We start from the raw sequence: 25,089 nt of genomic DNA, 5'->3' as shown, positions 1-25,089 counted from the left end.
TCAAGACCGTGCAGCGGTTTTGGGGTAACGGCATGCATGAAAGTTTAAACCAGCGGCGATGCGCCCATGACCGAAGAGCCGTCCGAAAGACTGATCGAGCAGCGTATCCGCAACAGGATCTACGAGATTCTGGAAATTCTCGCCGATTGCGATGCCGGCGTCGATATTGTCGGCATCAAGGGCTACTTCTACCTGTTCGAGGATTTCGTGCACCGGCCGTCGATCGAGGCCGGCACGTCGGCGCTTTCGAAGGACGAACGCGCTGTCGTGCTGGAGATCGCCGAATTCCTCGAGGCGGCCTCCGAAACAAATCCCGATTTCACCAAGGCCGAATTCATCGACAGCGACTGGCCGGGAAAGATCGCGCCGGCGGCCAGGGACGCGCGGGCGCTGTTTCTCAGGCGCGGCCTGTTTTCGGAGAAGGTCGAGGAGGCTGAGCCTGGCCAGCCGGCGGCGATTGCGACCGCGCGGTAGCGATTCCCGGAAAAACGGGACGAGGTTTTCCCTCGGCAATTGCGGCGAAACCAAGAGAGAGCGGTCATCGCTTTCGTGAAATGACGGCTCGATCTATCTGGAAAGGCTCAAAATTGTGCCTTTTCGGCAACAGTACTTTGTTAATAACGTTTTGGCCATCATTTTGCCCGAAAGTGTCTCATTCTTGCCGCAGCCCGGGGGCGGGCATCGAAGTGAGAGGGTAGCCTGTTGATCGTCACGCGATGGAAGACGCCGCTGTTGCTCGGCGTCATCACGTCTCCCCTGTTTTTGGCCGCCTGCAGCCAGACCACTTCGCACGGCATGTCCGTTGCAGGCCTGACCGATGCCATCACGCCGAGCTTCCTGACGTCGCGCGCCTCCAGCCACTCGCCGAAGGACAGGGAGTGCCTGGAAAGGGCGATGTTCTTCGAATCCAACCGCTCGAGCCGCGATGGCATGATCGCTGTCGGCACCGTGGTCATGAACCGGCTGCGCTCGGGCAACCACGGCAGCACCATCTGCCAGGTGGTCGGAGAGCCGGGGCAATTCGCGCCGGGCGTCATGACCAGGCCGATGAATTCGCGAGCCATGCCCGATGTCGAGGAAGCGGCCGATGCCGTGCTCAAAGGCGAGCGCAAGGCCAAGCTGAAGAACACGATGTATTTCCACACCGCCGGCCTGCGTTTCCCCTACAAGAACATGCACTACACCATGGTTGCCGGCGGCAATGCCTTCTACGAGAAGCGCGGCCGCAACTGGCAGCCGCTGCCGGATGAACCAATGGTGGCGGTTGCGTCGGCCGGGTCCGAGATCGTGAAGCCGGCCGCGCCGGTGACGATGGTTGCCTCGACGGAGCCGGCGCGCCCCGCCAAAACGTCCCGAACCGCTCCGGCGCAGCAGGCCTATATGACCGCCGCCGCGGAACCGGCTCATCAGCCCAAGATCAGGACCGCCGCCCCGGCTCAAGAGACCTATGTGACCGCCGCCGCGGCGCCCACGGCCAAGTCGGCGCGGGTGACCGTGAAGCCGACAATGGTCGCGATGCAGGAGCCGATGGAAGAACCGGACGCCGCCCGTTTCGGCGGAACCTTGAACACCCGCGTCATTTCCTCGGTTCAGGATGCTCCGCAAGAGGCGGCGATGGGGTTCCAGTCGACGCCTGAGAACACCGACGCCATCGGTGCCATGATCGCCAGCCAGTCTCGACCGCTCGAGGTCAACTGATTCGCATCGCACGGCTTCGATTGGCAGTATGGCGACCATGCGCGAACGCCGGATGTTCCAAAGCGCTCTGAAAAACCCTAGATCAGAGCAATGTCCAAGCGAATCGCCGGTCCCGAGATCGAACGCCTGATCCAACTCCTGGCCAAGGTGCCGGGACTTGGCCCCCGTTCGGCCAGGCGCGCGGCGCTGCATCTGATCAAGAAGAAGGAACAGTTGCTGTCGCCGCTCGCCGCCGCCATGGGCGAAGCCGCCGACAAGGTGCGCATCTGTTCCACTTGCGGCAATGTCGACACATCCGACCCTTGCATGATCTGCACCGATCCGCGCCGCGACGCCGCCACGCTGATCGTCGTGGAGGACGTGTCGGATCTCTGGGCGTTGGAGCGGGCAGCCGCCATGAATGTGCGCTACCATGTGCTCGGCGGTACGCTGTCGCCGCTCGATGGTGTCGGCCCCGACCAGCTCAACATCCGCTCGTTGATCGACCGCGTCGCCGGCGGCGAGGTCAAGGAGATCATCCTCGCCGTCAACGCAACGGTCGAGGGCCAGACGACCGCGCACTACCTCACCGACCAGCTGTCCGGCTTCGACATCAAGGTGACAAGGCTGGCGCATGGCGTGCCGGTCGGCGGTGAACTCGACTATCTCGACGAGGGCACGCTCGCCGCCGCGCTGCGCGCACGGACGGCGTTTTGATGCAATTGGCGGGAAGGGTGCGGATAATGATTGTTGCGCGTCCTTCGAGGCTGGTGCCAAGCACCGACACAGAACGCGGACGTCGCCAGCTCTGTCTTGCATTTTTCCTGGCTGCGCTTGCCTTCCTCGTCTTTTCTGCCCCCGCCTCGGCCGCCAAGATCGACGACCAATTCCGCGCCTGGCTGCAGAACGACCTCTGGCCCGAGGCCAAGGCCAAAGGCATTTCCAAGCAGACTTTCGATGCCGCCTTCGACGGCATAAGGCCCAATTTGAAGCTGCCCGACCTTGTCATGCCCGGCGAGAAGCCGAAGACGCCGCAGAAGCAGCATCAGGCCGAGTTCGGCTCGCCCGGCGCCTATTTCGCCGAGAAGACGGTTCGTGCGGTGACGTCGGGCGGCCGCGCGCGCGAAGCCGCCAACGCCAGGACGCTTGCGGCGATCGAAAAGCGCTATGGCGTGCCCGGCGAGATCCTTCTGGCGATCTGGGGCCGCGAGACCGGCTTCGGCGCGGCAAAGATGCCTTACGACGCCTTCGAGGTGCTGGGCACCAAGGCGTTCATGTCGACGAAGGAGGATTTCTTTCGCACCGAGCTGTTGGCCGCGCTGGAAATCGTCCAACGCGGCCTCGCCCCGGTCGGCGCGATGAAATCGTCCTGGGCCGGTGCGCTTGGCCAGCCGCAATTCATGCCGACCTCCTTTCTCAAGCACGCGGTGGATTTCGACGGTGATGGGCGCGTCGACATCTGGAACTCGACGCCCGACGTGCTCGCCTCGATCGCCAACTATCTCGTCCATTATGGCTGGGTGAGGGGACGCGGCTGGGGCTTCGAGGTAACCGTGCCCGACAGCGTCTCCTGCTCGCTGGAAGGTCCCGATCAGGGCAAGAAGATCTCCGAGTGGGCTGGCATGGGCATCAAGCGCGTCGGCGGCAAGCCGTTTCCGGCGAGCGAGCTGAAGGTGGAGGGCTTCCTGCTGATGCCGGCCGGCCGCAGCGGGCCGGCTTTTATCGCTACCCCCAATTTCTATGTGCTGAAGGAATACAACACCAGCGACCTCTACGCGCTGTTCATCGGTCACGGCGCCGACCGCATTGCGCATGGCGACCAGAATTTTGCCGGCAACTGGGGTCCGGTCGGCGATCTCCATCGCTCCGACATCGCCGCCTTGCAGCGGGCGCTGGAGGCCAAGGGCTATGATGTCGGCAGCGCCGACGGCTTGCCGGGCTTCAAGACCCGCCGTTCGATCGGCAAGTGGCAGTCCAAGAACGGCCAGGCAGCGACCTGCTTTCCCGATGCCGGCCTGGTCGCCGTGCTGAAATAACTCGAAGAATTGGCAGATTTTCTCGTCCGGCGGCCCCGATCGGCCGGCCCGTGCGTCGACGCGCTGCCCGCCATTCTGCTCCAATGGGCCGTTCTGCAAATGCTCGTTGCCCGTCACAAAGCGGCCGGATATGCTGTTGACCAATTGGACAAAAACCACGACGGTAAGGGGCTTGAGGGCTGTCGTTCGGCCCCGACAAGAATTCTGCAACCCTGAGCCGGGAACTCAGGTCAACAACCAACAAAACAGGGAACAATCACGATGATGATGGAAAAATTTGCTCTTCGCTCGCGTGCCTTGCTGGCGGGCGCGGCGGTGTCCGCGCTGCTCATTGGCGCAGCGCCTGCCTTCGCCGTCACGCCCGCCGACACGCTGGTCGAGGGATTCGCCATCGACGACATCATCTCCATGGATCCGGGCGAAGCGTTCGAGCTGTCGACCGCCGAAGTCACCGGCAACACCTATGACCTGCTGGTCCGTCTCGACCTCGGCGACACCTCCAAGGTCAAGCCGGATCTCGCGGAGAGCTGGACCGTCTCCGACGATGGCCTGACCTATACTTTCAAGCTCAAGCCGGGCCTCAAATTTGCCTCGGGCAACCCGATCACCGCGGCTGACGTCGCCTATTCGTTCGAGCGCGCCGTCAAGCTGGACAAGAGCCCGGCCTTCATCATCGACCAGTTCGGCATAAGCGGCGACAACGTCGCCGAAAAGGCCAAGGCAATCGACGACACCACATTCCAGTTCACCGTCGACAAGGCGTATGCGCCGAGCTTCGTGCTGAACTGCCTGTCGGCCACCGTCGCCTCGATCGTTGATGCCAAGCTGGTCAAGGAGCATGTCGCCGCGGTGACGCCGAGCGCCGACTACAAATGGGACAACGACTTCGGCAATGCCTGGCTGAAAACCGGTTATGCCGGCTCCGGCGCCTACAAGCTGCGCGAATGGCGCGCCAACGAAGCTGTCGTCATGGAGCGCAACGACAACTATCACGGTGAAAAAGCCAAGCTCGCCCGCGTCATCTACCGCAACATGAAGGAAAGCTCGGCCCAGCGCCTGGCGCTCGAAGCCGGCGACATCGACGTCGCCCGCAACCTCGAGCCGAACGATCTCGACGCCATCGCCAAGAACGACAAGCTCACCACCACCAGCGCGCCGAAAGGCACGGTCTACTACATCAGCCTCAACCAGAAGAACCCGAACCTCGCCGAGCCCGAGGTCCGCCAGGCCTTCAAATATCTGGTAGACTACGATGCGTTGAGCTCGACCATCCTCAAGGGTATCGGCGAAATCCACCAATCATTCTTGCCCAAGGGCGATCTCGGCGCCATCGACACCAATCCCTTCAAGCTCGACGTTGCCAAGGCCAAGGAATTGCTGGCCAAGGCCGGCCTGGCCGACGGCTTCAGCGTCACCATGGACGTGCGCACCGGCCAGCCGACGACCGGCATGGCGGAATCGATCCAGCAGACGCTCGGCCAGGCCGGCATCAAGCTGGAAATCATCCCCGGCGACGGCAAGCAGACGCTGACCAAGTACCGCGCCCGCAACCATGACATCTATATCGGCAATTGGGGCCAGGATTATTTCGATCCGAACTCCAACGCCCAGACCTTCGCCTCCAACCCCGACAATTCGGATGCCGGCAAGTCGCACACGCTTGCCTGGCGCAATTCCTGGGACATTCCGGACCTGACCAAGGAAACCGAAGCGGCACTGCTGGAGAAGGATACGGGCAAGCGCGCCGACATGTACAAGGATTTGCAGCAGAAGATCCTCGACACCAGCCCCTTCGTCATCATCCATCAGCAATTGGAAGTGGCAGGGCTGCGCAAGAACCTCAAGGGCTTCGCGCTCGGCCCGAGCTTCGACACCAACTTCGTCGGGCCGGTCTCGAAAGAATAGCGCGCGCGGACGCGCCGCATGAGCGCGGTTGAAAACGAGAGCGGGCGCGGCAGCGCCCGCGCCGTCGCCATTGCGTCGGCGATCGGCCGTTTCCTGGTCATCGCGGTGACGACCTACCTTGGTCTTCTCGCGGTCACCTTCTTCATCGGCCGTGTCATCCCGATCGACCCGGTGCTGGCGGTGCTCGGCGACCGGGCGCCGGCCAATGTCGTCGAGCGCACGCGCCGCGAGATGGGCCTCGACCTGCCGCTGATCGAACAATTCTACATCTATGTGAAGAATGCCCTGAGCGGTGATTTCGGCACCTCGGTGCTGACCACCAATCCGGTCATGACCGACATCCGTCGTGCTTTTCCCGCAACCATCGAACTGGCGACGTTGGGAACACTGATCGGCTCGTTCATCGGCGTGCCGCTCGGCGTGCTGGCGGCGGTCAGGCGCGGCAGCATCATCGACCAGATCGTGCGCATTATCGGCCTGATCGGCTATTCCGTGCCGATCTTCTGGCTCGGCCTGCTGGCACTGGTGCTGTTCTACGCCAAGCTGCAATGGGTGGCTTTCCCGGCGCGGCTCGATGTCGTCTACGAATACACCTTCACGCCGATCACCGGTTTCTACCTTCTCGATTCGGCGATGCAGGGGCAATGGGATGTCTTCTGGGACGCCTACCGCCACATTGTCCTGCCGGCCTCGCTGCTCGGCTATTTTTCGCTCGCCTATATCAGCCGCATGACGCGTTCCTTCATGCTCAACGAACTCGCGCAGGAATACATCGTCGCCGCGCGTGCCAAGGGCTTGTCGGAACGGCGCATCATCTGGGCCCACGCGCTGCGCAACGCCGCCGTGCCGATGGTGACGGTGATCGCGCTCTCCTATGCCAACCTGCTCGAAGGCTCGGTGCTGACCGAAACCGTTTTTTCCTGGCCCGGCATCGGTCTCTACATCACCAATTCGCTGCAGAATGCCGATATGAATGCCGTGCTCGGCGGCACCATCGCCATCGGTTCGGTCTTCATTGGCATCAATCTTCTGTCCGATCTTCTGTACCGCGTGCTCGATCCAAGGACGAAGGCAGGATGAGCGCCGAGGCGATCCAGAGCCGTCGCGATTGGCTGCTCAGCGAGCGGCCGGCCTCCCGCATGCAGGCAAGGCTTGGCCGCGCCTATGTCGCGTGGCGGCGTTTTTCCGCCAACCGGCTGGCTTTTGTCGGGCTGCTGATCATCATCGCCCTGCTGGTCATCGCGGCCCTCGCCGGCGTGCTGGCACCCTATTCGCCGACCTTCGGCGACCTGAAGAACGCGCGGCTGCTGGCGCCGAGTTCCGGGCACTGGTTCGGCACGGACGACCTCGGCCGCGATATCCTTTCGCGCATCCTCTACGGCTCGCGCTGGACGCTCTACGTCGTCATCCTGGTCGCCATCATCGCCGCACCCATCGGCCTGCTGGTCGGAACCGTCGCCGGTTATGCCGGCGGCTGGACCGATGCCATCTTGATGCGCATCACCGATGTCTTCCTCGCCTTCCCCAAGCTGGTCCTGGCGCTGGCCCTCGTCGCCGCGCTCGGCCCCGGCATCGAGAACGCGGTGCTGGCGATAGCCATCACCTCCTGGCCGCCCTATGCGCGAATTGCGCGCGCGGAAACGCTGACGGTGCGCAATTCCGATTACATCAAGGCAGTACAACTGATGGGTGCCTCGCCCTTCCGCATCGTGCTGCGCCACATCATGCCGCTCTGCATCTCCTCGCTGATCATCCGGGTGACGCTCGACATGGCCGGCATCATTCTGATCGCCGCCGGCCTGGGTTTCCTCGGCCTCGGCGCGCAGCCGCCGCTGCCCGAATGGGGCACCATGATCGCGTCGGGCCGCCGCTTCATTCTCGACCAGTGGTGGGTGGCCGGCGCGCCCGGCTTCGCCATCCTCATCGTCAGCCTCGGCTTCAACCTGCTTGGCGACGGCTTGCGCGATGCCCTCGATCCGCGGAGCGGTGACCAATGAGCGACACCCTGCTCGACGTCGACGATCTTAGGGTCGATTTTCCGACGCGCACCGGCCTGGTCCGGGCGGTGCGCGGCGTGTCCTTCACGCTAGGCCGCGAGCGGCTCGGCATCGTCGGCGAAAGCGGCTCGGGAAAATCGCAGACCGGCCGCGCCATCATGGGCCTGACGCCGCCGCAGGCCAGGATATCGGCCAAAAAATTGGCCTTCGACGGCATTGACCTGCTCGGCATCTCGCCGCGTCAGCGCCGGGCATTGCGGGGCAACCGCATCGCCATGATCCTGCAGGATCCGAAATATTCGCTCGACCCGGTGATGAGCATCGGCCGGCAGATCGTCGAAACCCTGCGCACGCATGAAAAGGTCTCCAAGGCCGAGGCGCGCGAGCGTGCGCTGGCCATGCTGGAGGCGGTCCAGATCCGCGATCCCAAGCGGGTCTTCGACCTGCACCCGCATGAAGTCTCCGGCGGCATGGGCCAGCGCGCCATGATCGCCATGATGCTGATCGCCGGACCGGAAATGATGATCGCCGACGAGCCGACCTCGGCGCTCGACGTCACCGTGCAACTCGACGTGCTCGGCATCCTCGATAAATTGGTCAGCGATCGCGGCATGGGCCTGATCTTCATTTCGCATGATCTGCGCCTGGTCTCGTCCTTCTGCGATCGCGTCATCGTCATGTATGCCGGCAAGGTGGTCGAGCAGCTCAAGGCCTCCGAACTCGGCCAGGCCCAGCATCCATACACGCGCGGCCTGCTCAACTGCATGCCCAGGATCGGCTTCGAGCGTCACCCCCTGCCTGTGCTCGACCGCAAGCCGGAGTGGGCGGCATGACAGCTGCGATCACCGTCGACGGGCTGGAAGTGATCTTCGACCGGTTTCGCGCGCTGAAAGGCGTCAGCCTCGAAGTCAGGTCAGGCGAATCCTTCGGCCTGGTCGGTGAGAGCGGTTCCGGCAAATCGACGCTGCTCAGGGCGATCGCCGGCCTTGCGCCGGTCGCCTCGGGCAGCATCACCGTCAACGGCAAGACGCTCGGCGCGCGCCGCGACAAGGCCTTTTATCGCGAAGTGCAGATGGTCTTCCAGGATCCTTATGGCTCGCTGCACCCGCGCCAGACCGTCGACCGGCTGCTGCAGGAGCCGCTTGCCATCCATGGTTTTGCCGATGGCGAAAAGCGCATAGAACGCGCGCTCGATGAAGTCGGTCTCGGCAACGGTTTCCGCTTCCGCTACGCACATCAATTGTCGGGTGGCCAGCGCCAGCGTGTGGCGATCGCACGCGCGCTGATCCTCGAGCCGGCAATCCTGCTGCTCGACGAGCCGACCTCGGCGCTGGATGCCTCGGTGCAGGCCGAAGTGCTCAACCTGCTGGAAGAGGTCCGCCGACGGCGCAAGCTGACCTTCCTGATGGTCAGCCACGACCTCGCCATCATCACCCATATGTGCGAGCGGTTGATGGTGATGCAAAGCGGCGAGGCGGTCGAGAACCTCACGGCAGCCCAACTCGTCGCGCACCGCGTGACCGAGGATTATACACGCAATCTGCTGAGAGCGAGCGATGGCTTCGTGAGGGCGTAGCCAAATTTGATAAATCGACTTCTTGGCGCCACGCGAGCGTCAGGCTGCTCCGCCCTCAGGCAAGACTTCGCTGTGTCCAGCCTGGCTCGATTGCTTCGGCTCCTTGATCCTGAACCACGTCACATAAAGCGCCGGCAGGAACAGCAGCGTGATCGCTGTGCCCGCGATGATGCCGCCCATCATGGCGTAGGCCATCGGGCCCCAGAACACTTCGCGTGCGATCGGGATGAGCGCCAGGCTGGCGGCGGCCGCCGTCAGCGCGATCGGCCGCATGCGGTGTTCGGTCGCCTCGATGACGGCCGCCCAGCGGTCCTTGCCCTCGGCGACGAGGTCCTCGATCTGCACGATCAGGATGACCGAGTTGCGTATCAGGATGCCGATCAGCGCCAGCACGCCGAGGATGGCGACGAAGCCGAGCGGCGCGCCGCTCGGCACCAGGGCCGCGACCACGCCGATCAGCCCGAGCGGCGCCACCGCCACCACCAGGAACAGGCGCTGGAAGCTCTGCAACTGGATCATCAGGATCGTGGCCATGACGAAGAGCATCAGCGGCACCACGGCCGCGATCGGACCCTGGCTCTTGGCGCTTTCCTCGACCGAGCCGGCGGTCTCGACAGAATAGCCCGGCGGCAGCTTGGCGATGAAGGCATCGACCGATGGCTTCAGCTCGTTGACCACGGTGGCCGGCAGCACGTCGCCGACCAGTCCGGCGCGCACGGTGATCGTCGGAATGCGGTCGCGTCGCCATACTGTCGGCTGCTCCAGCTCGTAGCGGAAGTTGGCCACCGCCGCGAGCGGGATCGCCTCGCCGGTGCTGGTCGGCAACTGCATGTTCTGCAGCGTCCCGATCGAGCCGCGTTCGGCATCGCGTGAGCGCGCCACGACATTGATCAGATAGGTGGCGTCGCGCACCTGCGTGATGGTGGCGCCGCCGACCGTGCTGTTCAGCGCGCTGGCGATGTCGGAAGAGGTGATGCCGAGCTGGCGGGCCTTGTCCTGCAGCACGTCGACCCTCAGCACGCGTTGCGGCTCGTTCCAGTCGAAGGTGGGTGCTGCCAGCTTCGGATTGGCCGAGATCACGCCGGCGAATTGTTGCGCCAGCTCGCGCACCGTCTGTATGTCGGGACCACCGACGCGGTACTGCACCGGACGGCCGACCGGCGGCCCGAGTTCGAGCAATTTGACGAAGGCGTCGGTGCCGACGAACTCCTCGCGCAGCAGCTTTTCCAGCGCCGGCTTGACCCGGTTGCGCGCCTCGATGCTCTTGGTGACGATCACGGTCTGGCCGAAATAGGGGTTGGCCGGCTGCACGTCATAGGCCAGCACGAAGCGCACCGCGCCCTCGCCGATATAGGACGAGAAATGGTCGATATCGGGATTGCCGACCAGCGCCCGCTGCTCGAAGCGCTCCATCTGGTCGCGCGTCTCGGCGATCGAGGAATTCTGCGGCAGGTTCCAGTCGACGATCAGCTCGGGCCGGTCGGAGGGCGGGAAGAACTGCTGCTGGACGAGACCGAAGCCGGCGATCGAGGCGGCAAACAACAGCACCGTGGCGATGATGGTCAGCCAGTGGTGGCGCACCGAGCCGACAAGGACGCGCCGGAACAGCGAAGTGAAGCGTCCCGGCTGGTCATGGTGTTTCGTCTTCATCGTCGCCGGCAGGATGGTGACGCCGAGCAGCGGCGCGAACAGCACCGCCACGATCCATGACACCAAAAGCGACACGGCGATGACGACGAACAGGGTGAAAGTGTATTCGCCGGCGGCACTCGAATTGAGCCCAATCGGGATGAAGCCGGCGACCGTCACCAGCGTGCCGGTCAGCATCGGGAAGGCGGTCGAGGTGTAGACATAGGTGGCCGCCTTGCGCAGATTGTCGCCGACCTCCAGCCGCGCCACCATCATCTCGACGGCGATCATCGCGTCGTCGACCAAAAGGCCGAGCGCGATGATCAGCGCGCCGAGCGAAATGCGCTGCAGCGAAATGCCGAGATAGGCCATGACCGTGAAGGTGATGGCCAGCACCAGCGGGATCGACAGCGCCACGACGAAGCCGGCCCGCATGCCGAGGCTGATGAACGATACTGCGAGCACGATGGCCACCGCCTCGAACAAAGCGCGGGTGAAGCCCGAGACGGCCTCCTCGACGATGACCGGCTGGTCGGCAACCAGATGCACGCCGACACCGACCGGCAGGTCGGCCAGCACCTTGTTCATCTCCTCATGCAGCGCCTCCCCGAACTGCAGCAGATTGGCGTTGGGCTTCATGCCGATGGCGAGCCCGATGGCATCCTGGCCGTTGAAGCGGAACAGCGCCGTTGGCGGATCGGCATAGCCGCGCGTGATCGTCGCCACGTCGCTCAGCCGGAAGAAGCGGTCGTTGACGCGCAGGTTGATGGCGCGAAGGCTGTCCTCGGAGGTGAACTGGCCGCCGACGCGCACGCTGATGCGCTCCGGTCCAGACTGGATGACGCCGGACGGCGTGATCGCGTTCTGCGCCTGCAGGCTTGCCACGATCGCCTGCTGGTTGAGGCCGAGGGCGGCGATCTGGCGGGTCGAGAACTCGAGATAGATGGCTTCGTCCTGCGCGCCGACGAGATCGACCTTGCCGGCATTGGGCACGGTCAGGACCTTGGCGCGGACATCCTCGACATAGTCGCGCAATTGGCGCGGCGTCAGCCCGTCCGATGTGAAGGCGTAGATGTTGCCGTAGACATCGCCGAAGCGGTCATTGAAGAACGGTCCCTGCACGCCTTGCGGAAGCTGTGCCTTGATGTCGTTGACCATGTTGCGCACCTGAATCCAGTTCGGCACGACATCGCGCGCCTTGGTGGTGTCCTTCAGGTTGACGAAGATGACGGTCTGGCCGGCGGTGGTGACGGATTTGGTGTAGTCGAGGCTGTCGAGTTCCTCGAGCTTCTTCTCGATGCGGTCGGTGACTTGCTGCAAGGTCTCCTTGACGGAGGCGCCCGGCCAGTTGGCCTGGATGATCATCGTCTTGATGGTGAAGTTAGGGTCTTCCTCACGGCCGAGATTGAGGTAGGAGAAGATGCCGGCCACCACGAAGACCAGCATGAAATACCAGACCATGGAGCGGTGGCTTAGCGCCCAGTCGGAGAGATTGAAGCCCTTCATCAGACGCCGCCCTCCGGCACTTTGACCTTCTGGCCTTCGCTCAGGCTGTGGACGCCCGCGGTGACGACGCGCATGCCGGCCTCCAGCCCTTCGGCGACGGTAAAGGTTGCGGCACCCTTGGCGGCCACCTTGATCTCTTTCGTGCTCACGCTCGATGTCTGCGGATCGACGATCCACACCTTGTCGGCACCGTTCTTTTCCAGCAGCGCCGAGATGGGCAGTTCGATCGTCGGCGCCACCTTGGTCACGCGGGTCGCCGTCACCGTCGAGCCGAGCCGGAAGGCCTGCGGCGGATCGGTGAGCGTCAGCTTGACGCGCCGGGTGCGGGTCGAGCCCTCGGCCTGCGGCGCGATCTCGCGCAGCTTGGCCTGGGTCTCGATCGTCGGCAGCGATTGCAGGATGACCTGGAACGGCGTGCCGGCCGTCAGATCGCCGGTCAACTGATCGGGAATATCGACCACGGCTTCGCGCAGATCCGAGCGTGCCACGGTGACGACCGTCTGGCCGGCCGAGACGGTCTGCCCGACTTCGGCGCCGACAGCGGTGACGACGCCGTCGAAATCCGAGAACAGCCTGGCGTAGCCAAGCTGCTCCTGCGATTTGGCAAGCGAAGCCTTGGCCCGCTCGACATTGGCTTCCGCGGCCTTGCGTGCCTGCTGCGCGGTGTCGAAGACCGCCTGCGAGGCGTTGGCCGAGGCAAGCAGCTGGCGCTGGCGCTCCTCGCTGGCGGCGGCGTTGGCGAACTGGGCCTCGGCATTGGAGAGCTCGGCCTTGGCTGCTTGTACCGCCAGCTCCAGCGCGGTCGGGTCGAGTGCGGCGATCGTCGTGCCCTTGCTGACGATGTCGCCGACCTTGACGTCGCGCGAGACGACCCGGCCAAGCAGGCGGAAGGCAAGGTCGGCGCTGACCTGCGGCTCGACCGAGCCGGCAAAGCCGAAGGTCTGCGTTGTGCGCGGCTCGACCACCATCGACAGGACCGGCCGGATGACCTCTGGCGGCTTTTCCTCCGATTTCGAGCAGGCGGCGAGCGCGCCAAGCGCGAACAGGCCAAGCATGACAGGCCGGTTCATTGGGCTGCTCCCGATATCTCGACCGTCTGGCCAGGACTGAGCAACTGCCCGCCCGCGGTCACGACGCTCTGGCCCTCGTTCAGTCCGCCGGTGATGACGACCGTGCCTGAATCGAAGGCCTGCACCTCGACCGGCGTCGGCGCCACCGCCTTGGTAGAGGGGTCGACGATCCACACCGCCGGCTTGCCGGCGCTGGATGTCAGCGCCTGCCAGGGCAGCAGGATCGCCTTCGCCGGCTTGGCGCTGACCGAGCCGATGACGGCCGCCCCCAGCGGCATGCCGGCTGGCGTGTCGGCAATGCCGACCTTCACCCGGATCGAACCGGAAGCCTGGTCGACCGCCGGCGAGATTTCGCGCACCTTGCCTGTCGCCCGGACCTGCGGGTCGGACAACAATGTGATCGTCACCGCCGGCGAGGCCGGCGTCCTGGCGACCAGCGTCTCCTGCACGTTGAACACCGCATCGCGGTCACCGTCCTCGGCGACGGTGAAGACGGTTTGTGCCGCCTGCACTACCTGGCCGGTTTCGACCTGGCGGGCGGTGATGACGCCGGCGGCACCCGCCTTGAGCTCGGTGAAGGACAGATTCTGCTGGGCGTTGGCGAATGCGCTCTGCGCGGCATCGACGCTGCCTTGCGCCACCTTCAGCGCCTGGTCGGCGGCGTCATAGTCGCGCCTTGTGGTGAAGCCCTGGGCAAGCAGCGTCTTCTGCCGGTCGAAGGCGGCGGCGGACTGGGTCAGCTGCGCTCGTGCTGCATCGAGATCGGCCTGTGCGGAGCGCAGGTCGGATTGCTGCTCCTGCGGATCGATGCGGGCAAGCACCACCCCCTGGTCGACATGCTGGCCGACATCGACAAGTCGCTCGGCAATGCGGCCGCCAACCCTAAACGACAGATTGTTCAGCGTGCGCGCGGCGATCACCCCGGTCAGCGAGGTTCTCGGCGCATAGTCGGCCATCGCCACCGTTTCGGTACGCACCATGATTGGCAGTTTCTTGTCCGCCGCTTCCTGCTTCTGGCAGCCGGCCAGCAGCAATGCGGCTGCGCAGGCGCACACTGCCGAGGCAATTGGAAATGACAAAAGGCTGGAGGTTTTGACGGATGGCGGCGAGACGGACGATGTCGCGTTCCTCATCATGGGCTCCCCCAGCCGCAGGTCGCTGATCGCGATGCCTCGCGGATGTCGGGAGGATAATCGATCCCCGCAAAAAGGAAACCGGCCTCGTACGCGTATCGTCCGACTGGTTAAGGCCCGGATCTTCTCGTCGCAGGCCCAATCGCCCGCCGGTGGTGCCGACTTGAGGAAAACGTGAAATAAGGTCAGAAGACACCTGATCAACGAGGACGGGCGCCGGCCCGATGAGGGATATCATGAAGAATTCAGCCATTTCCGAACGCAAAAACCAGTCGATCTCGCGCGGCGTCGGCATGACCACGCAAATCTATGCCGACCGGGCCGAAAATTCGGAAATCTGGGATGTCGAAGGCCGTCGCTATATCGACTTTTCCTCTGGCATCGCCGTCGTCAACACCGGCCACCGCCATCCCAGGGTGATCGAAGCGGTCAAGGCGCAGCTCGACCGTTTCACCCACACCTGCCACCAGGTCGTGCCCTATGAAAGCTATGTCAGGCTGGCCGAGCGGCTGAACGCAATGCTGCCCGGCAAGTTCGACAAGAAGACCATCTTCGTCACCACCGGCGCCGAGGCGGTCGAGAACGCAATCAAGATCGCCCGCAATGCCACCGGACGCCCGGCCGTCATCGCCTTCGCCGGCGGCTTCCATGGCCGCACCTTCATGGGCATGGCGCTGACCGGCAAGGTCGTGCCCTACAAGGTCGGCTTCGGCGCCATGCCGGGCGACGTCTATCACGCGCCGTTCCCGGTGCCGCTGCACGGCGTGTCGGTTGCCGATTCGCTTGCCGCACTCGACCGGTTGTTCAAGGCCGATGTCGATCCGGCCCGCGTCGCCGCCATCATTGTCGAGCCGGTTCAGGGCGAGGGCGGTTTCTACGAGGCGCCGCGCGAATTCCTGACCGCGCTGCGCAAGCTCTGCGACCAGCACGGCATGCTTTTGATCGCCGACGAGGTGCAGACCGGTTTTGCCCGCACCGGCAAGATGTTCGCGATGGATCACCACGACGTCGCGGCCGACATCACCACAATGGCCAAGAGCCTGGCCGGCGGCTTCCCGCTGTCGGCCGTCACCGGCCGCGCCGAGATCATGGATGCGCCCGGCCCCGGCGGCCTCGGCGGCACCTATGGCGGCAGCCCGATCGGCGTTGCGGCCGCGCATGCCGTGCTTGATGTGATCGAGGACGAAAAGCTGTGCGACCGTGCCAACACGCTGGGCGCGCGGCTGAAGCAGCGCCTGCAGTCGATCCGCGACGACGTGCCCGAGATCGTCGATATAAGAGGCCTCGGCTTCATGAACGCGGTCGAGTTCAACGACGTCAAGAAGGGCCTGCCGTCGGCCGAGATCGCCAACGCCATCCGGCTGAAGGCGCTCGACAAGGGCCTGATCCTGCTGACCTGCGGCGTCTACGGCAACGTCATCCGTTTCCTCGCGCCGATCACCATCCAGGATGAGGTCATGAACGAGGCGCTCGACATACTGGAGAGCTCGATCCGTGAAGTCTGCGCTGCCTGAACCACCTTACCTCCCTCTGGTGGGGAGGTCAGACCGCAGGTCCGGGTGGGGGCATTGCGCCGACCCCCACCCCGCTGCTTCGCAGCGACCCCTCCCCACAAGGGGAGGGTAAGCGCGGCTATCCCGCAGCTCTTGCCGGCTCATCCTGCTGAAAGGCAGCCAGAGCCGCCTTCAACCCTTCGGGACCCATTGCCACGGTCTCCGGCGTCGGCGAGAAGCCGGCGCCGAGCATCTTGCGGCCAAGCATGTGGTCGCCGGGGCGGTTGACGGATTCGATGCCGAGCAACCGGTCGCCGGCATAATGGTAGATCGAGAACTTGTTGTCGGGCAGTTCGCCCAGCACGACTTGGCTGTCGCCGCCGGCGGTCAGTCCGACCATCTGCAGCTTCATGTCGCCAATATCGGACCAGAACCATGGCACCGCCGAATAGGCATCCGCGTGACCGGTGATCGTGCGCGCCGCGAGGCGGGCCTGGTCGGTGGCGTTCTGCACCGATTCCAGCCGCACATCGCCGCCGGTGAACCAGTGCCGGTAGGAGGCGACGTCGCCGATGGCCAGGATTTCTGGCACCGAACTGCGCATCTGGTGATCGACACGGATGCCGTTGGCGATGGCAAGGCCGGCGTCCTGCGCCAGTTCGACATTGGGCACGGCGCCGATGCCGACGATGACCATGCGCGCCGGCAGCCTTTCGCCTGACGAGGTGATCGCGGCGACGACATGGCCGTTTTCGCCTTCGAGGCTTGAAATCGAGGTGCCAGTCAGGATGCGCACGCCGGTCGCTTCCAGCCTTTGCCGGACATGGCTCGCCACCACCGGCGCCACGGCGCGGCCAAGCAGCCGGTCCACCGCTTCCACCACCGTCACCGTGCGGCCGGCCGCGCGCAGCGTCGCGGCGATCTCCAGCCCGATGAAGCCGCCACCGAGGATGACGACATCTTCGCTCCGTGCGCTCAGGTCGCGGATCCGCCGTGCATCGGCCAGCGAGCGCAGCGACAAGACGCCGGCCAGATCAGCGCCTGGCAGCGGCAGGAGGCGCGGGCGCGACCCGGTCGCCAGGATCAGATGGTCGAAGGCAAGCATGCCGCCGCCTGATATCTCCAGGCTGCGGCCGCCGACATCGATGCGCTCGATCCGCACGTCCGACCGGTAGTCGATGGCGCTGCCGGTATAGAAGGCCTCACCCCGAAGCGGTTGCGGCTTGGCCTCGGCATCCTTGATGAAGGTCTTCGACAGCGGCGGCTTATGGTAGGGCAGTTCGTTCTCGTCACTGATGAGGATCACCGGCCCGTCATAGCCGTCCTCGCGCAGACTGGCGGCCGCTTGCACGCCCGCATGACCCGCACCGACAATGACCACGCCGTTCTTCATCGCGTCCCAAATCCTGATTCGATCCTAGGATCTCTCGGCAGGTGGCAATTGTCTGGCGCCGCCGCAAGAGAGCGTTTGCGGGTCGCACCCGGAACGGCGGCTGTCAATCGTACAGTTCGACAGCGAAGCCGGTGCAGCCGAGGTGTAAAGTTGACTTCTGTAGTTTAGAATAATTCTAAACTATTGTTTCAATTGGCTTTTCCCGCAGATTTTCGTTGACTTCCATCGGCGTCGAAGCTTTATGGGACCCTGCGTATTGGCGCATCCCTTTGATGTCTGGGCCTTGAACCCGTTCGATTGGAGGCATTTTGGTGTCTTTCTTCCCTGAACCGCGCAATGGCGCGGCAAGTCTTGGCGCTTTTGGCAACGACGTGGCCCCGCGCCGGTCGCCGCGCGCGCCGCTTATGGAATTTCCGAGAAACTGGAGAGTGATGATGACAGCACGATATGGCGGCAGGCTGGCGGCGATTGGTGCCACGGCGCTGCTGACGGCGGCGGTGTTCGTGCTGCCTGCCAAGGCGGAAACCGACGCGAAAGCGGTCATCAGGACCTATTCCGACATCGCGCTTGCCAAATATGAGGATTCGTTGACCACGGCGCAGGCTCTCGACGAGGCGGTCGATGCGCTGCTGGCCAACCCGTCGGCGGAAACGCTCAATGCCGCCCGCGCCGCCTGGAAGGCATCGCGCGTTCCCTACCAGCAGACCGAGGTCTACCGCTTCGGCAACAAGATCGTCGACGACTGGGAAGGCGAGGTGAATTCCTGGCCGCTGGACGAAGGCCTGATCGACTATGTCGCCAAGAGCTACGGCACGGAATCGGACACGAATTCGCTCTATACGGCCAATGTGATCGCCAACAAGGAAATCGAGATCAACGGCAAGAAGGTCGATGCCTCGAAGCTTTCGCCGGAATTCCTCTCCGGCACGCTGCAGCAAGCCGGCGGCGTCGAGGCCAATGTCGCCACCGGCTATCACGCCATCGAATTCCTGCTCTGGGGCCAGGACCTGCACGGCACCGGCCCGGGCGCCGGCGAGCGCCCTTACACCGACTACGACCTCAAGAACTGCACCGGCGGCAATTGTGACCGCCGTGCCGAATATCTGAAGTCCGCCACCACCCTTCTGGTTTCGGACCTGCAGAAGATGGTCAGCGACTGGAAGGAAGACGGGGCCGCACGCAAGAACCTGGTCGATGGCGAGCCGAACACGGCGATCTCGGTCATCTTCACCGGCATGGGCTCGCTGTCCTACGGCGAACTGGCCGGTGAACGCATGAAACTCGGCTTGATGCTGCATGATCCCGAGGAGGAACAAGACTGCTTCTCCGACAACACCTACAATTCCCACCTCTATGATGCGATAGGCATCCGCGCCGCCTACCTGGCCAGCTACACGCGCCTCGACGGCACCGTCGTTTCCGGACCTTCGGTGCATGACATGGTCAAGGCGGCCGATCCTGCGATCGACAAGGAGCTGTCTGACAAGCTCGACGTCACCGTCGCCAAGATGGAGGCGATCAAGGCGCGGGCCGAGGCCGGCGAGGCCTATGACCAGCAGATCGCCGAGGGTAACGCTGCGGGCAACGCCACCGTGCAGGCGGCGATCGACGCCCTGATCGATCAGACCAAATCGATCGAGCGTGCCGTCGGCTCGCTGAAACTCAACGCCATCGCCTTCGAAGGCTCCGACAGCCTCGACGCACCCGACAAGGTGTTCAAGTAAGCGCCGAAACCTGGAGCCCGGTCGGAAGCTGATAATCGGCTTCGAAATGGGCTCCGGGACCAGAACAAGCCACACGGCGCGGGAGGCGCCGTCAGCCATCCGAGCCCTGTAAATGCTGATCTGCCATTGCAATGTCATCACCGAGAAGGAGATCGAGCAGACGATCATCGGGCTGCTGGACCTGGACCCCTGGCAACTCATCGTGCCGGCCAAGGTCTATCACGCGATGCAAAAGCGTGGCCGCTGTTGCGGCTGTTTCCCAAATGTGGTCGAAACGATCATTCGGGTTACCGAAAATTACCACGCCCGCTCGGAGGCGAGCGGCGTCGATGTCGTTTCACACCTGGATCGCGTCAGAGGCCTGCGCGTCCAATACGGGAGCAGAACCCATGAAAGGCGAAAGTCTGATCATCGAGCGGCTTAACGAGGCGCTTTTCCTGGAGCTTGGAGCCGTCAATCAATATTGGGTGCATTTCCGTCTGCTGGAGGATTGGGGGTACACGAAGCTGGCCAAGAAGGAGCGGGCGGAATCGATCGAGGAGATGCACCACGCCGACAGGCTCATCGCCCGGATCATCTTCCTTGAAGGCCATCCGAACCTGCAGTCCGTGGCGCCGCTGCGCATCGGGCAGAATGTCAAGGAAGTGCTCGAATCCGACCTTGCCGGCGAATATGATGCGCGCACGGCCTACAAGCGTTCGCGCGAAATCTGCCATGAGGTGGGCGACTACGTGACGATGAAACTGTTTGAGGATCTGCTGGCTGACGAGGAAGGTCACATCGACTTCCTCGAGACGCAGCTCGACCTGCTCGCCTCGATCGGCGAGGAGAAGTACGGCCAGCTCAACGCCGACTCGGCCAACGAGGCGGAGTAAAGGCATGCGGGAATGCGGCGCCTGCTAGAATTATCCCGCCGCTTGCGGCGGGCCGATGGCTCGCCGTTTCACCTGAAGAGACCAGCCGGACTGGCTCGTCGGCGCTGCACCATTCTCGTGTTGGCGCTGACATCGCCCGCGATTGCCGGCGAGCTTCAGCCGGCCGGACTCGCCACGACGCGCAGCGACCTCAATGCCAAGGATCAGGCGCGCGTCACCGCCGTCACCAGGTTGACCACGGATTTCTCCAAACCCGAGCCGTTCGAACTGATGCAAGGCGGCGCCGGCACGTCTGAGAAAGACGTCAGCCGCGACGCCTTCTCGCAATCCTCGGCCAACATCAGCTTCGAGCAACAGGGCACTTTCAAGCTCGGCGACGCCCTGTTCCGCAAGAACTGGGTGTCGTCGCCATCTTCGACGCAGGCGTCGGACGGGCTGGGTCCGCTGTTCAACGAACGCGCCTGCCAGAACTGCCATCTGAAGGACGGCCGCGGTCGCCCGCCGCATGGCGATATCGGCACCACCTCGATGTTCCTGCGGCTGGCGCGCGACGCCAGCAGCGCAGAGGAAAAGTCGGCCATTGCCGACCGCGATCTGCCCAATTTCCCCGACCCGGTCTATGGGACGCAGTTGCAGGAGCTGGCCGTGCCCGGCTTGCGCGGCGAAGGCCGGATGCGCGTCGATTATCAGGAACGGCAGGTGACGCTGGCGGACGGCACGGCGGTTTCCCTGCGCAAGCCCAGCTACTCCGTCACCGATCTCGCTTATGGGCCGCTTGATCCGCGCACCACGCTGTCGCCGCGCCTGACGCCGCCGATGATCGGCCTTGGCCTGATCGAGCAGATCGCGCCGGCTGACATTCTTGCTCATGCCGATCCGGAAGACCGCGACAATGACGGCATCTCCGGCAAGCCGAACATCGTGCGTGACAGGCTGAGTGGCGAACTGACGCTTGGCCGTTTCGGCTGGAAAGCACAGACCGCGACGATCCGCCAGCAGGCGGCGGACGCCTTCGCCGGTGATATCGGCATCTCGACGCCGGAACAACCAAAGCACTGGGGCGATTGCACCACCGCACAGGCAAAATGCCTGGCCATGCCGAATGGCGTGCAGGCGCGCCTCGGTCCGGTCGAGGCGCCGCCGCCAGTGATGGCTCTCGTCACCTTCTATTCGCAGAACCTGGCGGTGCCGGCGCGGCGCGATCTCGCCGCGCCTGGCGCGCTCGCCGGCAAGAAGCTCTTTTACGAGATCGGCTGCGTTGCCTGCCACACACCGAAATTCGTCACTCGTCGCGATGCGCCCAACAAGGCGCAGGCCTTCCAGCTGATCTGGCCCTATTCCGATTTCCTGCTGCACGACATGGGACCCGACCTGGCCGACGGCCAGGCGGTGGGCGATGCGACGGGAAGCGAATGGCGCACGCCGCCGCTGTGGGGCATCGGCCTCACCGAAACCGTCAACGGCAATTCCTTCTTTCTGCATGATGGCCGCGCGCGCAGCCTGACCGAGGCGATCCTGTGGCATGGTGGCGAGGCGCGGAAGGCGCGCGACCGCTTTGCCGCCGCCAACGCGGCCGAGCGCGATGCGCTGGTCAAATTCCTGGAGTCACTGTGATGCTGAAGCGCTCTGCACTGGTTCTCGTTCTTCCGCTGGCTCTGCTCGGTGTTTTCCCGGCCTCGGCGGCGGTGAAAGCCTCCGACATCATCCAGCGGGCAATCGACGGCTTTGTCCGTCCGGCCTATGCCGATCTGCACCAGCATGCGGAGGCGTTGACGCATGCGATGCACAAGCTCTGTGAAGCGCCCTCGCAAGGGGAGCTGGATGCGGTGCGGGCCGAATTCTCGGCCACGGTCTATGCCTGGTCGTCGGCCGAAATCATCGGTTTCGGCCCGATCAAGGAGAACAATCGGCTGGAGCGCATCCTCTACTGGCCGGATCGCAAGAGCATAGGCCTGAAACAGGTGCAGGCGGCGCTGGCGGACAAGGATTCGACGGCGACCGATCCGAAACAACTGGCCGGCAAGAGCGTCGCCATGCAGGGGCTCGGCGCGCTGGAGTTCGTGCTTTTCGGCGACGGCGCCGACGCGCTGGCGGGCAAGGACGATCCCTATCGCTGCGCCTATGGCGCGGCGGTTGCCGGCAATATCGAAACCATGGCCGGTGACGTCAGCGCGGCCTGGAACAAGCCGGACGGCTTTGCCGCGCTTTGGGCCAATCCGGGACCGCAGAACGCGCTCTACCGCGACGGCAACGAAGCGGTCACCGAACTGGTCGGCGTTTTCATCAACGAGCTGGAGATGGTCAGGGATGTCCGCCTGAAAGGTTTCCTTGGCGGCAAGCCGGATTCGGACAAGCCGAAACAGGCAATCTACTGGCGCTCGCAAAACACCGCCAATGCGCTGGCCGGAAATCTCGCCGGCGTCGACGCGCTGTTCCAGGCCTCGAAACTTGGCGATGCGCTACCGCCCGATGCACGCTGGATGGCGGAGTCCATCCACATCCAGCTGGTCAACGGCGTCGCCACCGCGAAATCGATCCAGGGTCCGATCGACAAGACGCTCGCCGACCCCGCGCTGCGCGAAAAGCTCGAGCATTTCGCGCTGATCACCTCCAGCCTGTCGACCCTGATCGGCACCCGGCTGACCGCCGAATTCGGCCTGACCGCCGGGTTTTCGTCATTGGATGGGGACTGAGCATGCGCACGCCGCTCATCGATCGCCGGGATTTCCTGAGGGTTGCGGGCATCGGCTTCGCTGCCGCGATGGCGCCGTCGGCCTGGGCGAAGACGCTTGCTGTCGACGCCGTCTTCGCCACCGCTTTCCTCAAGCGCGACGGCGGTTTTGGCGCCGCCGTGCTGTCCGAGGCCGGCAAGGTGCTGCATGCGATCGACCTGCCCGATCGCGGCCACGACGTCGCTTTTGATCCCCTGTCGAAGCGCTCGGTGGTCTTCGCCCGCCAGCCCGGTACCTTCGCCGTCGTTTTCGATCATTCGGGCCGTGAGGCGCCGCAGACCATCGCCAGCATCGCCGGCAGGCATTTCTTCGGCCATGGCGTGTTCTCGCCCGACGGCGCCCTGCTCTATGCCACCGAGAACGATTTCGACAATGCGGCCGGCGTCGTCGGCGTCTACGATGCACGCGCGAAATTCAGTCGCATCGGCGAATTCCCGACCTTTGGCGTGGGCCCGCACGAACTCCTGCTCATGGGCGACGGCCGGACGATTGCGGTCGCCAATGGCGGCATCGAGACCCATCCCGATTATGGCCGCGCCGAGCTCAACATCGCTACCATGAAGCCGTCCTACGTGCTCATCGACCGCGTCACCGGCGACCTGATCGAAAGGCATGAATTGCCGGCTTCCCTGCACCAGCTGTCGATCCGCCACATGGATACCGACCCGTCCGGCACCGTCTGGTTTGGCTGCCAGTACCGGGGGCCGGGCACCGATCGTCCGCTGCTGGTCGGCCGCGCCGTGCGCGGCAAGGAGTTGCAGCTTCTCGACATGCCGCAGGACGTGCTGTCCGGCTTCCGCAACTATATCGGCTCGGTCGCCACCAACGCGACCGCCGGCACCGTCGCCGTCTCGTCGCCGGAAGGCAATTCGCTTGTCGTGATCGACGCGGCCAGCGGCCGGGTCGTCTCGTCCAGCGCGCTGGTCGAGGTCTGTGGCCTGGCGCCGGACGGATCGGGCTTCATGGCCACCACCGGCGCCGGCGAGATTATCGAGGGCAGCGGCGCGACACGGTCAGAGCCGGACTATGTCTGGGACAACCACATGCTGCGCATCGAACAGGTCTGACAGCGCGCTGGCGGAACCGAAGCCGCTTAACAAATTATGCTTGCGGTGGCGCGCCCTGGCGGGCACAGGGAAGTGTTTCTCGGAACCGGTCGTTTCATGAAAGTGCTTGCCATCGACTGTGCCGCCAGCCTCTGCGCCGCCTGCGTCTACGACGCGGCGGCCGGGCGAGAGCTTGGCCGTGCGGTGCTCGATCTCGGCAAGGGCCATGCCGAGCACCTGATGGCCGTCATCGCCGAGGCGCTGAAGGCCGCCGCAACCGACTACCCCGGCCTTGGCGCCATTGCCGTTTCCGTCGGCCCCGGTTCCTTCACCGGCCTGCGCGTCGGTGTCTCCACGGCGCGTGGCCTGGCGCTGGCGCTGAAAATCCCGGCGATCGGCGTGACGACGCTCGAAGCTTTGGCCGCCGAGGCCGCACTGGCATTTCCCGGCCGCGCCGTGCTGGCGGCGCTGGATGCCGGTCGCGAGGAAATCCATGCAGCACTGTACGATAGAGCGTTAGTTTTGACTTACGGTCCAGCAGTGACCACGCTGCCGGAGGTCAGTGCCTTGGCGAGGGAGACCTCTGCGGCGCTTGCCGGAACTGCGGCAGTGCAGATCGCCGAATCGGTGGGCCGGCGTTCCGATATCGGGCCTCAGACGGCGACCGCCGATATTCTCACCTACGCCCGTCTGGCCGCCGCCAAAGGCGAGGGCGAAAGGCCGAAACCACTTTACCTGCGCGGCGCGGATGCAAAGCCGCAAGCCGGATTTATTCTTTCGAGGCAACAAAATTGATGCGCATACCTTTTCTGCAGCCGCGCCGCCGGGACTATGCCCTCGAGCCGCTCAGGATCACCGACAGCCCCGCGGTCTCGGTGCTGCATCGCGAGGACTTTGTCCGTCCGTGGACCGATGGCGAGTTCGCCGCCCTGCTCGAGCAGGACACCGTGTTCGGTTACGCCGCGCGCGAGACCGGGCAGGGCGCCAAGCCGCCCGTCGGCTTTGTGCTCGCCCGCCTGGCCGCCGGCGAGGGCGAGATCCTGACGGTCGCGGTGGCGCGATCGCACCGCCGCCAGGGACTGGGCTGGCAATTGATGGATGCGGTGCTGCGCGAATTGCACGCCCAGCGCGCCGAAGCGCTGTTCCTCGAGGTCGACGAGACCAATGTCGCCGCCATTGCCCTCTACCGTCGCTTGGGCTTCCGCGAAGTCGGCAAGCGCCCGGACTACTACAAGTCGCCCGATCGCGGGCCGACCGGCGCGCTTGTCATGCGCCGCGATCTTCGCTAGCCAGAGGT

At 64.4% G+C, this 25,089-nt stretch carries 22 protein-coding genes; 18 read left to right on the top strand and 4 right to left on the bottom strand.

Going from position 1 to position 25,089, the window contains the following annotated elements; genetic code table 11:
• The first annotated feature begins 66 nt into the window (after positions 1-66).
• The 9 genes from CK226_RS11600 (at position 67) to CK226_RS11560 (ending at position 9,191) form a co-directional block, all read left to right on the top strand.
• A complete protein-coding gene (locus CK226_RS11600; RefSeq protein WP_095791920.1) occupies positions 67-474 on the top strand; it encodes a hypothetical protein in 408 nt (135 codons plus the stop codon).
• 228 nt (positions 475-702) lie between these two features.
• Positions 703-1,698, top strand: a complete 996-nt coding sequence (locus tag CK226_RS11595) for a cell wall hydrolase (RefSeq protein ID WP_095787265.1) — start codon at positions 703-705, stop codon at positions 1,696-1,698.
• Positions 1,699-1,788: 90 nt separating this feature from the next.
• Positions 1,789-2,394, top strand: coding sequence for a recombination mediator RecR (gene recR / locus CK226_RS11590; RefSeq protein WP_095771799.1), 606 nt, complete (start codon positions 1,789-1,791; stop codon positions 2,392-2,394).
• A gap of 26 nt (positions 2,395-2,420) precedes the next feature.
• Positions 2,421-3,713 carry a lytic murein transglycosylase gene (locus CK226_RS11585; protein ID WP_095791919.1) on the top strand — a complete coding sequence of 431 codons (1,293 nt, stop codon included), beginning with the start codon at positions 2,421-2,423 and terminating at the stop codon, positions 3,711-3,713.
• A gap of 261 nt (positions 3,714-3,974) precedes the next feature.
• Entirely contained in the window at positions 3,975-5,618 is a 1,644-nt protein-coding gene (locus CK226_RS11580; protein WP_095791918.1) for an ABC transporter substrate-binding protein, read from the top strand.
• A gap of 18 nt (positions 5,619-5,636) precedes the next feature.
• Positions 5,637-6,698 carry an ABC transporter permease gene (locus CK226_RS11575; protein WP_095771802.1) on the top strand — a complete coding sequence of 354 codons (1,062 nt, stop codon included), beginning with the start codon at positions 5,637-5,639 and terminating at the stop codon, positions 6,696-6,698.
• Positions 6,695-7,615, top strand: a complete 921-nt coding sequence (gene nikC, locus CK226_RS11570; RefSeq protein WP_095771803.1) for a nickel transporter permease — start codon at positions 6,695-6,697, stop codon at positions 7,613-7,615. The genes CK226_RS11575 and nikC overlap by 4 nt, the downstream gene beginning before the upstream one ends.
• Entirely contained in the window at positions 7,612-8,448 is an 837-nt protein-coding gene (locus CK226_RS11565) for an ABC transporter ATP-binding protein (protein WP_095791917.1), read from the top strand. The genes nikC and CK226_RS11565 overlap by 4 nt, the downstream gene beginning before the upstream one ends.
• Complete coding sequence (locus CK226_RS11560; RefSeq protein WP_095787340.1) at positions 8,445-9,191, top strand: ABC transporter ATP-binding protein; 747 nt, start codon at positions 8,445-8,447, stop codon at positions 9,189-9,191. The genes CK226_RS11565 and CK226_RS11560 overlap by 4 nt, the downstream gene beginning before the upstream one ends.
• A gap of 39 nt (positions 9,192-9,230) precedes the next feature.
• Here the strand turns inward: CK226_RS11560 and CK226_RS11555 are convergent, their stop codons facing one another.
• Genes CK226_RS11555 through CK226_RS11545 form a run of 3 tightly spaced genes read right to left on the bottom strand, consistent with a single transcriptional unit; the run spans position 9,231 to position 14,529 of the window.
• A complete protein-coding gene (locus CK226_RS11555; RefSeq protein ID WP_095791916.1) occupies positions 9,231-12,326 on the bottom strand; it encodes an efflux RND transporter permease subunit in 3,096 nt (1,031 codons plus the stop codon).
• A complete protein-coding gene (locus CK226_RS11550) occupies positions 12,326-13,396 on the bottom strand; it encodes an efflux RND transporter periplasmic adaptor subunit (protein ID WP_095791915.1) in 1,071 nt (356 codons plus the stop codon). Before CK226_RS11550 ends, CK226_RS11555 begins: the two co-directional genes overlap by 1 nt.
• Positions 13,393-14,529, bottom strand: coding sequence for an efflux RND transporter periplasmic adaptor subunit (locus CK226_RS11545; protein ID WP_245437732.1), 1,137 nt, complete (start codon positions 14,527-14,529; stop codon positions 13,393-13,395). The genes CK226_RS11550 and CK226_RS11545 overlap by 4 nt, the downstream gene beginning before the upstream one ends.
• 236 nt (positions 14,530-14,765) lie before the next feature.
• Here CK226_RS11545 and CK226_RS11540 point away from each other — a divergent pair, with 236 nt between their 5' ends.
• Complete coding sequence (locus CK226_RS11540; RefSeq protein WP_095771966.1) at positions 14,766-16,043, top strand: 4-aminobutyrate--2-oxoglutarate transaminase; 1,278 nt, start codon at positions 14,766-14,768, stop codon at positions 16,041-16,043.
• A 118-nt stretch (positions 16,044-16,161) separates the two neighbouring features.
• On the opposite strand, the gene CK226_RS11535 is transcribed toward CK226_RS11540, so the two are convergent.
• A complete protein-coding gene (locus CK226_RS11535) occupies positions 16,162-17,415 on the bottom strand; it encodes an FAD-dependent oxidoreductase (protein WP_095771808.1) in 1,254 nt (417 codons plus the stop codon).
• Between the two features lie 434 nt (positions 17,416-17,849).
• On the opposite strand from CK226_RS11535, the gene CK226_RS11530 reads away from it, so the two are divergent.
• From CK226_RS11530 to rimI, 8 genes are all read left to right on the top strand, one after another.
• Positions 17,850-19,139 carry an imelysin family protein gene (locus CK226_RS11530; RefSeq protein ID WP_095792151.1) on the top strand — a complete coding sequence of 430 codons (1,290 nt, stop codon included), beginning with the start codon at positions 17,850-17,852 and terminating at the stop codon, positions 19,137-19,139.
• Between the two features lie 112 nt (positions 19,140-19,251).
• The gene (locus tag CK226_RS11525) at positions 19,252-19,563 is read left to right on the top strand and encodes a (2Fe-2S)-binding protein (protein ID WP_095791913.1); all 312 of its coding nucleotides are present in this window, start codon (positions 19,252-19,254) and stop codon (positions 19,561-19,563) included.
• Positions 19,529-20,014 carry a bacterioferritin gene (gene bfr, locus CK226_RS11520; RefSeq protein ID WP_019863056.1) on the top strand — a complete coding sequence of 162 codons (486 nt, stop codon included), beginning with the start codon at positions 19,529-19,531 and terminating at the stop codon, positions 20,012-20,014. The genes CK226_RS11525 and bfr overlap by 35 nt, the downstream gene beginning before the upstream one ends.
• 12 nt (positions 20,015-20,026) lie before the next feature.
• Positions 20,027-21,628, top strand: coding sequence for a di-heme oxidoredictase family protein (locus CK226_RS11515; protein WP_095791912.1), 1,602 nt, complete (start codon positions 20,027-20,029; stop codon positions 21,626-21,628).
• A complete protein-coding gene (locus tag CK226_RS11510; protein ID WP_095771811.1) occupies positions 21,628-22,707 on the top strand; it encodes an imelysin family protein in 1,080 nt (359 codons plus the stop codon). The genes CK226_RS11515 and CK226_RS11510 overlap by 1 nt, the downstream gene beginning before the upstream one ends.
• Positions 22,708-22,709: 2 nt before the next feature.
• A complete protein-coding gene (locus CK226_RS11505; protein WP_095771812.1) occupies positions 22,710-23,813 on the top strand; it encodes a DUF1513 domain-containing protein in 1,104 nt (367 codons plus the stop codon).
• 96 nt (positions 23,814-23,909) lie between these two features.
• Positions 23,910-24,587 carry a tRNA (adenosine(37)-N6)-threonylcarbamoyltransferase complex dimerization subunit type 1 TsaB gene (tsaB, locus tag CK226_RS11500; protein WP_095791911.1) on the top strand — a complete coding sequence of 226 codons (678 nt, stop codon included), beginning with the start codon at positions 23,910-23,912 and terminating at the stop codon, positions 24,585-24,587.
• On the top strand, positions 24,587-25,081 hold the full coding sequence (gene rimI / locus CK226_RS11495) for a ribosomal protein S18-alanine N-acetyltransferase (protein ID WP_010913305.1): 495 nt from the start codon (positions 24,587-24,589) through the stop codon (positions 25,079-25,081). Before tsaB ends, rimI begins: the two co-directional genes overlap by 1 nt.
• The last annotated feature ends 8 nt before the right edge of the window (positions 25,082-25,089 follow it).

The sequence above is a fragment of the Mesorhizobium sp. WSM4311 genome (genome assembly GCF_002295115.1).
Classification (GTDB): domain Bacteria; phylum Pseudomonadota; class Alphaproteobacteria; order Rhizobiales; family Rhizobiaceae; genus Mesorhizobium.
The sequence above is the reverse complement of the archived record's forward strand: the minus strand, read 5'-3'. Positions and strand labels throughout refer to the sequence as shown.